The following is a 12,525-nucleotide window of genomic DNA, read 5'->3' as shown; positions in this document are numbered from 1 at the left end:
TTCCTTTCTATAGAATAAGGCCTTCTTTAGAGGCCGGGCTATAGAGTTTATTACCGCCTCTCCGCGGATGGGGCTGGCCCAATCCCTGACCGTTGCTCTTGGCCTTCTTCCTCACCGGTGCGGAGAGGGGGGCGACGCGGCCGCTCTTCCCGACCCGGCCGGGCCCGGGAAAGGGCGGAGGATACCCCTGCCGAAGCGGCGAGGTCAAGTGGAAAAATCAACGGAAGGGGGGGAAAAAACAACTGTGGGGAAGGTTTCGCGTTTGCGCGGGGGGGTGTTGAAGGGGCGTGCGAGGAGCATCTTCCTCGTCGGAACGACTAGTACAAACAGCCCAACGAAAACATAGCTGCGTTTTCGTCCTGTAGGACCTCCTTTTTCTCAAATCGCACTGGAAGACTCTGAATGAAGCCCCGAGAGTGAGATGCGCGGCGGCCGCGCGAATGGATCACACTTTCTCGAACAGCGAGCCGAGCCGGGTGCCCAGGGCGCAGGCGACTTTGTGCAGGGTGGCGATGGAGGCGGAGGTCTTGGCCAGCTCGATCTGGGAGAGGAGGCTGACGGACAGGCCGGTCCGGTTGGCCACGTGTTTGAGTGACATCTTCCGCTCCTTCCGCAGGTCCCGAAGCAGCGTCCCGAGGGCTTGGCTGAGCTGATGAGAACCGGACATGTCGAGGCCTCGGTGCTTAATGACCGCTTCGACCGCGGAGACCACGGCCGAGGGGGGGACGGGCCGAGTGAGGAAATCGTCGGCGCCGCGCTTCATTAGGCCCACGACGTCTTCCACCTTTGGCTTTTCCGCGCAGAAGATTACGCCGGTGTTGGCGTTGTGGCTTCGGGCGGTCTGGATCAGGTCGAGGTCTCCAAGCCTGGTCTGCCGGTGGCTCATGACCACCACCCGGATATCCGCGTCGTTCAGCGCGTCCCGGCCGGCGGCCGCATCGGCAACCTCCCGGACCTGGTGCCCCGCCTGGGTCAGGGCTTCCGCCACACTCGACCGGAAATCGACGTCGGGTTCGATGATGAGAATCTTCATGGTATACCTCTCGGAAAAATCATCCCAAAAGACGGTCGCCTCACCATATCACAACTCCGGGGCCTTGGCCCGGCCTTGCTGACGGCTCGTGGCGCATCGATCACGTTCTTGGGATGTTTGGGTAGCGGCCCCCTTCCCGATCGTCGAACCTGGGCCATCCTGGAGACCCGTTCATAAACAGTCCCCCCGTTCGTGTTTTTCGTGTGGTTCGTGGTTCAGAAGTTGACCGGCCAGAACGGCACCGCTTCGGTCAGGCGGACGCCGCAGTGTTCCTCGGTGACCCACACCACCCTGATCCGGGTGACGTAGCGCTCCGACCGGAAGCGCAGCTCGACGGGATAGACCGTCCCCGCATCCAGATCGATCTCGCCGGCGAAGCGGTACCGCCTGAGCCGGCAGCCGCTCCTGGAGATATCCTCCAGCCCGCGCCCCAGGGGGATCGATTCGACCGCGGTTTTCAGGTTCACTTCCAGGGGGAAGTTGATCTTGAGCCGCTTTTCCGACCGCTTCTGTGCAAACGCCGCTTCCATTCGTCAACACCTCCCATCCGCGGGGCTTGAACGCAACGGCCCCTCTGCCCTCCCCGTCATTATATCAGGAATTCCCGTCCGCCAGGCCAGGCTTGGAACGCCCGGACGATGCAGTTTTCAAAAGGCGCCGCCAATGGGGCGCCCTGGCAGCCCAACCTCATGATGCCGCAGCTCGGCCGTGACCCGATGACGCTTTACGCCTCCACTTGCCTTCCTTGAATCGCTTCATCTTTTCTGATTGATATTTACTTCACATAGGATATAATTATAATTCGTTTTAATATTATATGAGGTGAATATGATAGTAACCGTTGGCAACACGAAAGGCGGGGTGGGAAAGACCACCATCGCGGTGAACCTGGCCATTGCCCGGGCCTTGGCGGGTCACGATGTCTGGCTGGTCGACGGGGACCGGCAGTTGACCGCCCAGACCGCCATCGGCATCCGGGCGGAGAATGGGCACCGTCCCGGCATCGCCTGCGCCTGTTACCCCGATGGGCCCCTTCTGCGCGCACAGGTGCTTCTTCAGAAGGAGAAGTACCGGGACATCGTCATCGACGCCGGCGGGCGGGACTCCTCCGCCTTGCGGGCCGCCCTGGTGCTGTCCGACGTGCTGCTGATACCGTTTCAACCCCGCAGCTACGACGTCTGGGCGCTCAACGACATCGCCGAACTGGTCGAGGACGCCCGGAGCGTCCGGGATGGGCTGCGCTGCTTCGCCGTGCTGAACTTCGCCGACCCTGGGGAGCATTCCCGGGACAACGCCGAGGCGGCAGCCGCCGTGGCCGACGTACCTCAACTGGAATACCTGGCGGCACCCCTGCGACGCCGGAAGGCCTATGCGAACGCCGCCGGGTCCGGGCTGTCGGTCCTGGAGCTGAAACCCCAGGACCTCAAAGCCAGCGAGGAGGTAAAATCACTGGTCAATCATGTTTTTCAATAGTATATTGAGTTACTTTCATTGGCAGGTGAGATGACATGCCCATCGTTCGCCCCAAGCCGAAGAGTGTCGAATCCTTTATTTCCGGCGCACCGGACGCCGTTGCGGAAGGGACTAACGAGAAAAAGCCCCGCTATGTCCGCAAGGGCCGCAAGATCCAGATCACCCTGACCATCGCCCAGCCGATGCTGGAGCGGGTGGACGCGCTGGCCGCAAGGCTCGGTCTGAGCCGGGCCGCCGTCATCAACCTGGCCATCAACCAGGGTATGGAGCACGGCATCAGCGTGGACGCCTTTCATCCGGAGACAAACCGCCAGAATACCCAATGAAAACATCGCATTTTCTCGTACTCTAACTTCCACTTTTTCAGAACGATCTGGAAGTTTTCGGAAAGTACAGAGAGAGGTACGCGGCAGCCGCGCGTTCGGATCGGGTTTTTCGGGTCGCGGGCCACCCGATCGTTTGTCCTGGAGCATCCTGGAAGGCTCTTTTCTTCCGGGGGATCTCCCCCCGGACCCTCGCCAGGGGAATGACCATCCCCTGGACCCCGCAACGGGGGCCCGCCCCCGGTTCGGCCGCCGGGCGGCCTCACTCCCCGGTATCCCCGACACTCCGCCGTTGTCCTTCCTTCGCGCGCTCCTTCCGCCAGGCAAGCCTGTCAGTCGTCGCGCCGCCGCCGCGGCTCCGGGCGGGCCCCGCCTGCGTCTTCGGTGGCCCGTCTCTCCTCCCTCCGGCGCACGGCCCGCGCCGGATTTCGTCTTCCGGTCGGGCTCCAGGTCTCGCCGGCGAGCATAAACGACCCCCTCCCCGCCGGGCGGGTCCCCTCCCATTATCCCTCTCCGCCGATTCCCTCCGCTTCCTCCCTCCGGAATCATCCGTCACGCCCCGCGCCGCCTTCGCGGCCTTCAGTTCGTCGTTTCCGGGCTCTTCCGGAAGAGGACCTTTTCAAGGTTCCCCCCTGCGGCCTCAGCTGAATGTGAAGGCCGCAGGGGGAAACCTTGTTTTCGCGACGCGGCAAACCAAAACCGGAGGAAGAGAGATGAGCCAGAAGATTTACGACATGATCACGGACCGCATCATCGCCCTGCTGGAAGCGGGCGTCGTCCCGTGGCGCAAACCCTGGAAGGCCGGGGAATCCGCCCCCCGGAACCTCGTTTCCCGGAAGGCCTATCGCGGCATCAATGCCATGCTGCTGGCCCACACCGGCTTCTCGTCCCCGTATTTTTTGACCTTCAACCAGGCGAAGGCCCTCGGCGGCCGGGTCAAGAAGGACGAACACGGTTTCACGGTCATCTTCTGGAAGTTCATCGACGCGAAGAAGGCCCGGAAGGAAGACGAGGACGCGGAACTCGAACGCGACCGCAAGGGAAGGATCCCGCTGCTCCGCTACTATCACGTGTTCAACCTGGACCAGGTGGAAGGCATCCCCGAAGGCAAGATTCCCGCGAAGCCTGCCGCGATTCCGGCAGAGTTTCACACCATCGAGGAGGCGGAAGCCATCGTCGAAGGGATGCCCCAGCGCCCGGAAATCCGCCACCACGCCGGGGACCGCGCCTTCTACCGCCCCGCCACCGACACCGTGACCCTGCCCAACCGGGAGCAATTCACGAACCTGGAGGAGTACTTTTCCACACTCTACCACGAACTTGTCCACGCGACCGGCGCGAGCTCCCGCCTGGCCCGGAAATACCTGGAAACCTACGCCGCTTTCGGCTCCGAGGAGTACAGCCAGGAAGAGTTGGTGGCCGAGATGGGCGCGGGTTTCCTGTGCGCCGTGGCGGGGATCGCCCCGAAGACCCTCGAGAACTCCGCCGCGTACGTCGATTCCTGGCTGAAGGCCCTGCGCAACGACCGGCGCGCCGTGGTCATCGCCGCCGGGCAGGCCCAGAAGGCGGCCGATTTCATCCTCGGGGCGAAGGCCGCCGAAGACGACGGGGAAGAAGCCGCCGAATGAAGACCCGGGGGGCCGCGCATCCCGAACCACGCGGAAATTTCGGCAGGGGGTCCCACCCCCTGCACCCCGGCCAGGCGGCGCCGCCTCCTGGACCTCCGCCAGGGGAATGAGTATCCCCCTGGACCCCGCGTGTTCTTTTAGAGACTGCCGGACACGGGGGCGCCGCACCCGGCTCGGCCGCCAGGCGGCCTCGCTCCCCGGCTTCCCCGACACTCCGGCTCCGCCCGCCCTCCGCGCGCTCCTCGCGCCAGGCCAGCCTGTCACGCGTCGCGCCTGTCCGGCTCCCGGCGCTCTCCGCCTGCGTCGATGGTGGCCCGTCCCTCCTCCCTCCGGCGCACGCGTCGCGCCGGGTTTCAACCTCCTGTCGGGCTCCGGCTCGTGGCGGCGAGCATAAACGGCTTCCTCCCCCACCGGGTGGGTCCCCTCCCATTATCCCTCTCCGCCCCCTCCCCTTCGCTTCCGCCCTCCGGTCTCACCCGTCACGCCCCGTGCCGCCTGCGCGGCCGTCGGTTCGTCGTCTGCGGGCTTTTCTCGCGCCTTCACTGGCGGCCGCGACAAGGGTCACGCCGGGGGCCGGAGCGGCTCCGGACCCCCGTCATGCCCCTCGCCTTTTCGGCGGCCGCTGGCGCTCCTGCGCTGGGCTGACTTTTTCAATGTTCCCCCCTGCGGCCTCAGCCCATGGTGAAGGCCGCAGGGGGAAACATTTTCTTCGCGGGCTTCAGAACACGAAGAAAGGAGAAAAGAGATGCGGACGAAGAAAGTGACAAACTACGCGGAGATGGCCCGGGAGGCCCTGAAGTGGATGGTCCGGGAGTCCCGGTCCCTGGGGGATGTCGTCTCGGAGCCCACCCGGGCCGCGGAACTGGCCGCGCTGACCCTGGCCGCGTCCGGCGATCTCGCGCGGGAGCACTTCGGGATCCTCGCCCTGAATTCCGGCAACACCGTTCTGGACGCCCGGATCCTCTCCTCGGGCACCGTCAACCAGGCCCCGGCCTACCCCCGCGAAATCGCCCGGGCGGCCCTCCTGGCGGGCGCAACGGCCGTGATTCTTTACCACAACTTATGTTGAGCACCACATAAATTATGTAATGTGGAGTGGCTAATAATGTGAACACTTGCAACCAAATGCCTTGATTTTCGGCTACCTGGCGGGCGATTTGGCACTTTGACACTACACATTAATCGGATTGATATAAGCTTGTTCTATCACCATTTTTAAAGGGGGTAGAACCATGCTTGAGTACTGGTACCAAGATCAGCGGACTTTGCGTGATTTTCGGCGCAGACCGTTAGGCCCATTCTTTGACGGGTTGGCGGCTCGATTGAAAGAAAGAGGGTACGTCCATCATACGGCGCAGAAAATCCTCAGCAAGTGCAATCTGTTCAACAGCTACCTGATCGAGCAGGGGCTTACGGAGTGTGAAAAGATTACTCCGGCCCATAGTGAGGCGTTTCTGGATTGCTTTTTCACCGATTTTCAGATTACCGGGGATGATCGGAACCCACGGACTTTGATGCGGGGATTACTGAAACACATGTTCCAGTACCTGGAGGAAAAGAAGATCATCCATCCATCCCCTCCCAACCCGATACCAAGCCGGTATCGTTGGCTTTTAGTTCCCTATTTGCAATATCTACGCGAAGAGCGCGAATTCACCGAGGAAACCATTCGGCAAACCTGTAATACTTTGCGCCATTTTCTGGATAGCTTGGGTGAGAACGTGACACCTCAGCACATGAAGAGACTTAAGGCCGACGTGGTCGACGCATACGTGAAACAGAATCTGCAAGAAACTCGGGAGAACCTCAGGCAAATGATTGGCAGGTTGCGAGGCTTCCTCCAAGTCTGTGCGAGTCACCAACTGATTTCCAGGGACCTGTCTGGGGTGCTCCCCGCCATCCCTTCTTATAAGCTGGCTTCCTTGCCCAAGGGGATGGAGGACGAGTCGTTGCAGCGCATTCTAAACATCATTCCGACGGACTCGGCGGGTGGAGCCAGGGACTATGCCATCCTGATACTGATGATGGCCTACGGGCTAAGGGGCAGGAGCATCACAACACTGCTTTTGGAGGATCTCAACTGGCCACGTTCAACCATTCGCATCCGCACTTGCAAGGGCGGGAAAGAAGTCGTGCTTCCTCTGCTGGAAGCTGTCGGCGAGGCCATTCTGCGGTATCTCCGTTTCCGCCCCGCAACGTCATACCGCGAGGTATTCCTCTACACCCGGGCTCCTTTCCTTCCGATCAAGAACCTGGCAGTGGCTGCCGTGGTCCGCAAAAAAATGATCAAAGCCGGTGTCAAGACGCCCAAGGGCGGGGCAAGAACACTGCGCCATTCCTGGGCCATCCGGGCGCTCGTACACGATTCGTCAATCAAGTCCATTGCCGATGTGCTTGGCCATCGTGATCTGAATACGACTTTCATCTATGCCAAGGCCGACCTCAAGACTCTCCGGCAGGTGGCCATGCCTTGGCCCGAAGAGAGGTGAGCCATGGCGACCTGCCTGTTCCACAGTTGCCTTGCTTCCAGGCTCCACGAATTCTGGGAAATGCATGTCGCCCTGGGCCGGAAAGGATCCGCCGAAAGGAAAATCCTCAACTACCTGGATCGCTTCCTTGTGAACGCTCTCAAGCCCGGACAACCCATCACGCCCGAGATCGCCATACGCTGGTTCCAGGAAGTGGAGCATTTGAGCACGGGGACCAGGATCAATCGGGTCTCCGTGCTGCGGCGGTTCTGCGCCTATCTGAGCCGTTTTGACCCCCGGACGTGCGTGATTCCCCGCACTTGGCTTCCACGCCGCATCCGTCCAGCCCCCTATATCTATTCCGTCCAGGAAATACGTTCCATCCTGGCGGCCGCCCGTCGGATAGGGCCACCGGGCAGCCTGCGTCCGGCTGTGATCGCTACGCTCCTCGGTCTTCTATACAACACGGGCTTGCGCATCGGGGAGGCGCTGAAGCTGACACTGGCCGATGTGGACCTTGAAAACCAACTGCTGACCATCCGGGAAACGAAGTTCAACAAATCGCGCTACGTTCCCGTCTCCTCTACCACGGCTAGCCAGCTTGCTGATTTTTTAGGTCTGCGTGAGAAAGCCGGATTCCCCACCAACGCTACGGCTGCTGTCTTTGTCAACCCATCCGGACAAGCCTATGCTGCATCACGGGTCTGCCAAGTCTTCCTGGCGATTCTTCGGGATCTCGGCCTCCGCCGCCACCCGGGGGAGCGGGGCCCTCGCCTGCACGACTTGCGCCACACTTTTGCCGTGACCCGGTTAGCCTTGTGGTATAAACAGGGTGAAAACCTCAACGCCAAGCTGCCTCTGCTGTCGACCTACCTTGGACATACCACGCTCATCGGCACCCAGACTTATCTCCATGCCACGGCTGAACTTCTTGAGAAAGCGAGTGAGCGTTTCCATCATCAGTTCTTGATTCCGGACCTGATGCAATCGGATCAAAGGGAGGTGTCCCATGTCGAAGAGCCATGACCTCGCCTTGTCGGTACGTCGCTTTTTCGAAGACCACATGGTGTCTCAACGCGGCTTGAGCCAACATACGGTCCTCTCTTATCGCGACACGCTGAAGCTTCTTTTCCAGTTCACCGCTCACCGCGACCAAAAAAGCTGCATTGATCTTACCCTAGACGACATCACTCCGGAACTCGTTCGGGCATTCCTTGACCATCTGGGAAGCGTTCGTCATAACTCCGTTGGAACACGCAACATCAGGATGGCGGCTATTCATGCCTTCTTCCGCTATCTGGCGACTACGGATCCGCGTCTAGTGGCTCAATGTCAGCAGATCCTGGCCCTGCCATTCAAACGTCACAACAAACCGGTGCTGGGCTATTTGGAGAAGGAGGAGATTCAGTGCATCTTCCGTCATATTGATGTCCAGGAGCCGGATGGAAGGCGGGATGATGCCTTGCTGCGCTTGCTTTACAACACAGGGGCCAGAGCGCAAGAAGCCGTGGATCTCAATGTCTGCCACATCCGTTTCAGCCGCCCGCACTATGCCCGGATCCAAGGCAAAGGACGGCGTGAACGAACCTGTCCTCTCTGGGAAGAAACGGTGCGGTCGATCAGGCAATGTGTCGAGGATCGCCATTTGAAGCTCTCGGATAACGCGCCGCTCTTCATCAATGCCAAAGGAGATCGCCTGTCCCGGTTTGGTCTGCGCTACATGATCACCAAGCGTGTCGCAAAGGCGGGGCAAGCCTGTCCATCGTTGCTTACGCGGAAAGTGACACCGCACACTTTCCGGCACACCACGGCCATGCATCTGCTGCAAGCCGGAGTCGATCTAAACATGATCCGGTCGTGGCTTGGCCACGCTTCTATTGAGACTACCAACCTTTACGTGGAAATCGATTTGGAGATGAAGCGGAAAACCCTTCAACCCAGTGAGAAGCTGCTGCCCAGAATAAACCGGGAAGGACCCTCGTGGCAGAGAGATCAAAGCATCCTTGACTGGTTGGCAAAGTTGTAGTCAGCTCCGCGACCAGCCGCATGCCACCGTTTACGAGGTCAACTGGATACCACCACGTGGCCGGCGGTTAAGCCGACCAGGATTGGATCCTGTTCATCTCACTTCGAGTAATGTTAAGCGGTCAGACAATGGAATGCATGCCATACGGTGGGATAATCAACCGGTAGAAATCCTTCTTCACATTATCAGCCACTCCACATTACATAATCACCCGGGGGGGCAGTGCCGGCCCTCGACGGACGACCTGCAGCTGACCCGGGAAGTCAAGACGGCCCTCGCCGTCCTGGACATCCAGGTCCACGACCACCTGGTGATTGCCGGCAACGAGGCCTTTTCCATCGCGGCCGGGCGGACCTTCACCTTCGCGCCCCCGGCCGAACCTTCCCTGTTCTGAATAAATCGGGGGCCGCGCATCCACACCACGCGGGAAGGAGATCAACCCATGTTGAACAAGACCCAACTCATCGGCCGGCTCGGGAAGGACCCCGAAACCCTCGCCACCCCGGGCGGGAACACCCTCACCCGCTTCTCCCTGGCCACCGACACCCGGTGGACCGACAAGGACGGCCGGAAGCAGAGCCGCACCGAGTGGCACAGCGTGACGGCCTGGGGGAGCCTGGCGGAGATCTGCGCCGCCCACCTGCGGAAAGGGCGCCTCGTCTACGTGGAGGGACGCCTGCAGACCCGCCAGTGGGAGGACGCCGAGGGCAACCGCCGCCACTCCACCGGCATCGTGATCCACGACCTGAAGATGCTCGAGCCCCGGCAGCCGGTGGAGGCGCCCGTGCCGGAACCGTCCGGCGAGGAGATCCCGTTCTAGCCCTCTCGGGCATCCCCCGACCCAGCCCCGCCCCGGCGGGGCTTTTTTCTTTCCGGGCGGGCGGGGCCGCCGGCCCCTGCACCCCGGCCAGGCGGCGCCGCCTCCTGGACCTCCGCCAGGGGAACGACCGTCCCCCTGGACCCCGCGTGTGCAAGAAAACCGCGGGGGCCCGCCCCCGGCTCCGCCGCCAAGCGGCCTCGTTCCCCGGCATCCCGGACACTCCGGCTCCGCCCGCCCCCCGCGCGCTCCTCGCGCCAGGCCAGCCTGTCACGCGTCGCGCCTGTCCGGCTCCGGTCCGGCTCCGCCTGCGTCAACGGGGGCCCGGCTCTCCTCCCCCCAGCGCACGGGTCGCGCCGGACCGCTCCCTCCGGCCGGGCTCCGGTCCGGGGCGGCGAGCATAAGCGGCCCCTTCCCCGCCAGGCGGGTCCCCTTCCGTTATCCCTCTCCGCCCCCCCGTCGCGTCCCATCCTCCGGTCGCGTCCGTCACGCCCCGTGCCGCCTGCGCGGCCGGGGCTTCGTCGCTTCCGGGCTCTTTTCGCGCCTGTGCCGGCGGCCGCGACAAGGGTCACACCGGGGGTCGGAGCGGCTCCGGACCCCCGTCATGCCCCTCGCCCCCGGGCGGCCGCTGCGGCTTCGGCGCGGAGCGGACTTTTTTCAATGTTCCCCCCTGCGGCCTCAGCCCATGGTGAAGGCCGCAGGGGGAAACATTGTTTTTCGCCAAGGCGGTCAAAACCAATCACGGAGGTTTTCATGTACTCGGGAGACGAATTCTACGGCGACGAAGTCACTTCATCCATTGACGGCGGGGAGGCCGTTCTCCTCCGCTGCCCGCGCTGCGGTGTCATGGAAGACGCCCCCTGGCTGTGGGTCAGCAACGGCGGCCAGCGCCGCTGCGACCTGTGCTGGGAGGTCATGGTCCCGGAGGACCCGGACTTCACCTTCTCGGAGCCGGACTGGGACGACGACTTCGACACCCGTTCCGCCCTGTCTTCCGCCGGCTGGGGAGCGGACGAGGACTACGGCTGTTTCGACGGCGAATGAACACCTCGGGGGCCGCGCATCCGGACCACGCGGAAAGGAGGAAAACCATGAACATGAACGCGAACGACGCCCGCCTGATCCCCCAGGAAGAGGTCTTCGGCCCCGTGATCCACGCCTGCACCCGCGCCCAGGCCCTCGCGGACGGGGTATTGGTGGACGTGACCGAGACGGCCCGGGAAGCCGGGTTCCGTTTCCCGGTGGCCCTGACGGCCGCCGCGTGGTCCGACTGCGTGGCCTGGGGCCGGGAGGGGGCCAAGGTCCACCAGGACGAGGCCGGCCGCCTGTGGGACGTCCTGTGGATGGCCCGTTGCGCCGCCGCCCGGGCCATGGCCGGGGAGCGCGAGGTGGAGGTGAAGCTCCACCGGGTTCCCAGGGGGCGCTCCACCCCGAGGCCGGCCATCCTGAAGATGGTCATCGGACCCGGGGACGAAAGGGAGCCGGTCATCACCCTGATGATGCCGGACGAGGACTGAACGGGGCGCCCGCCGGAATTCTCCGGCAGGCGCCCTTATCGCCGTCTCCCCTGGGTTCGGGACGCATCGGCGCACCCATCCGTCCCTCCGGGGGTGCGCCCAAGCGTTCCCGAACGATAAGGTGCGAAAGACTCACCGCGACCGGGGGCTCCTCCGTCGCCCCCGGACTGGGGTGAGACTTTCGGGAGTCTTCCCCCACCCACCCGACGGCGGTTCACGGACATCCCCCACTTCCCCCGCCTCCACCCCCGTGATGGCATCCGAGCTCTTGGCCGGATTACGGCCCGGTGATAAAATCGAGTGGGCTGTCGCCGTGTACGAAGCGACACGGGGTTTCGCCAGGGCCTCGTCGCATGGCTCCCACGGGCAAGCCTGGGCCTGGTTGAGCCGTGAAGGAGGGAACATGAGCGCCAAAAGAAACACGCGCGTCGTCCAGGAACACCGCAGGGGCGCACCCAAAGCGCCAAGTCACGTTGAAGCGCCATCGACCTGCAGTTCTTCCTCGATCCCACGGGGCGCCGCCGTGGCAGGCGAGGCGATGGCGAACCGTGCCGCGGCCCTTGCCCGGAGTCGGGCCTATCGGGCGCTCCATCGACGCCGGGCGGCCCGGACCCAGGCGATCTCCACCATCCTGGACGGCGAGCTGTCTCTTAAAAAGACTGTTGACGCCATTAAAAAGGTGCTGGTGCTGGACGCCCTGAAAAATAACCGGTGGTTCAGGCGGCGGGCGGCGGCGGAACTGAAGGTCACCTATCGCATTTTCAACAACATGGTTTCCCATTTGGGCCTCGATGCGTTACACAAATCCATGAGAGCGGCCATGCGCAAAGGCGCAGGAAGCTCTTCCGGAAAGCGCACCGATCCGTTCGATCTCTTTTCCATCCACCTCCCTTACGGTGAATCGGGGGTGATGGATTACGACCCATTGACGGACTCCTTACGCTGCCATTTTTGCGGCGAGCGATTCAAAAACCTTGCCCAGCATGCCCGGAAGGTCCATGGGCTCAGCTCATCCGATTACCGAGAACTGGCGGGTTTAAACCGGAGGACGCGCCTCATATCCCAGGGAGTGCGCGAGCGCCTGCGCGAGGTGACGGCTCCGCGTTGCGAACGTCTCCGGGCCGAAGGGCGAAAGCGGAGCTGGGGCGAGGACCCTGAACTCCTTGCGAGGGCCAAGGCCGCTGCCGTGGAGGCTTCAAAATCGGGCATGCGGCCCGAGGGGCGCCGTCACCGGCGGGAG

General features: G+C 62.8%; 14 protein-coding genes. 12 read left to right on the top strand and 2 right to left on the bottom strand.

Annotated elements, in window-relative coordinates; all coding sequences use genetic code 11:
• Positions 1–445: 445 nt before the first annotated feature.
• A complete protein-coding gene (locus KA419_20590) occupies positions 446–1,033 on the bottom strand; it encodes a helix-turn-helix domain-containing protein (GenBank protein ID MBP7868333.1) in 588 nt (195 codons plus the stop codon).
• A 215-nt stretch (positions 1,034–1,248) separates the two neighbouring features.
• A complete protein-coding gene (locus tag KA419_20585) occupies positions 1,249–1,563 on the bottom strand; it encodes a PilZ domain-containing protein (protein MBP7868332.1) in 315 nt (104 codons plus the stop codon).
• A 298-nt stretch (positions 1,564–1,861) separates the two neighbouring features.
• On the opposite strand from KA419_20585, the gene KA419_20580 reads away from it, so the two are divergent.
• The 12 genes from KA419_20580 to KA419_20525 form a co-directional block, all read left to right on the top strand.
• Positions 1,862–2,506, top strand: a complete 645-nt coding sequence (locus tag KA419_20580; protein ID MBP7868331.1) for an AAA family ATPase — start codon at positions 1,862–1,864, stop codon at positions 2,504–2,506.
• Positions 2,507–2,541: 35 nt separating this feature from the next.
• Positions 2,542–2,832: a CopG family transcriptional regulator gene (locus tag KA419_20575; protein ID MBP7868330.1), complete on the top strand. Its 291-nt coding sequence runs from the start codon at positions 2,542–2,544 to the stop codon at positions 2,830–2,832.
• A 710-nt stretch (positions 2,833–3,542) separates the two neighbouring features.
• Positions 3,543–4,457, top strand: a complete 915-nt coding sequence (locus KA419_20570) for a DUF1738 domain-containing protein (protein MBP7868329.1) — start codon at positions 3,543–3,545, stop codon at positions 4,455–4,457.
• Between the two features lie 745 nt (positions 4,458–5,202).
• Positions 5,203–5,526 (top strand): hypothetical protein, encoded by a 324-nt coding sequence (locus tag KA419_20565; protein MBP7868328.1) that lies wholly within the window; start codon positions 5,203–5,205, stop codon positions 5,524–5,526.
• 163 nt (positions 5,527–5,689) lie between these two features.
• A complete protein-coding gene (locus KA419_20560; protein MBP7868327.1) occupies positions 5,690–6,946 on the top strand; it encodes a tyrosine-type recombinase/integrase in 1,257 nt (418 codons plus the stop codon).
• Between the two features lie 3 nt (positions 6,947–6,949).
• Complete coding sequence (locus KA419_20555; GenBank protein MBP7868326.1) at positions 6,950–7,951, top strand: tyrosine-type recombinase/integrase; 1,002 nt, start codon at positions 6,950–6,952, stop codon at positions 7,949–7,951.
• Positions 7,935–8,951, top strand: a complete 1,017-nt coding sequence (locus tag KA419_20550) for a site-specific integrase (protein ID MBP7868325.1) — start codon at positions 7,935–7,937, stop codon at positions 8,949–8,951. The genes KA419_20555 and KA419_20550 overlap by 17 nt, the downstream gene beginning before the upstream one ends.
• A gap of 133 nt (positions 8,952–9,084) precedes the next feature.
• Positions 9,085–9,345, top strand: a complete 261-nt coding sequence (locus KA419_20545) for a hypothetical protein (GenBank protein ID MBP7868324.1) — start codon at positions 9,085–9,087, stop codon at positions 9,343–9,345.
• A gap of 48 nt (positions 9,346–9,393) precedes the next feature.
• Entirely contained in the window at positions 9,394–9,771 is a 378-nt protein-coding gene (locus KA419_20540) for a single-stranded DNA-binding protein (protein ID MBP7868323.1), read from the top strand.
• A gap of 750 nt (positions 9,772–10,521) precedes the next feature.
• A complete protein-coding gene (locus KA419_20535; GenBank protein MBP7868322.1) occupies positions 10,522–10,812 on the top strand; it encodes a hypothetical protein in 291 nt (96 codons plus the stop codon).
• Between the two features lie 53 nt (positions 10,813–10,865).
• Positions 10,866–11,285 carry a hypothetical protein gene (locus tag KA419_20530; GenBank protein ID MBP7868321.1) on the top strand — a complete coding sequence of 140 codons (420 nt, stop codon included), beginning with the start codon at positions 10,866–10,868 and terminating at the stop codon, positions 11,283–11,285.
• A gap of 403 nt (positions 11,286–11,688) precedes the next feature.
• Positions 11,689–12,525: hypothetical protein (locus tag KA419_20525; GenBank protein MBP7868320.1), on the top strand; the 837-nt coding region annotated here is incomplete at its 3' end.

The sequence above is a fragment of the Acidobacteriota bacterium genome (genome assembly GCA_018001935.1).
GTDB lineage: Bacteria > Acidobacteriota > JAAYUB01 > JAAYUB01 > JAAYUB01 > JAGNHB01.
This window is presented reverse-complemented; position numbering and strand designations above follow the sequence as displayed.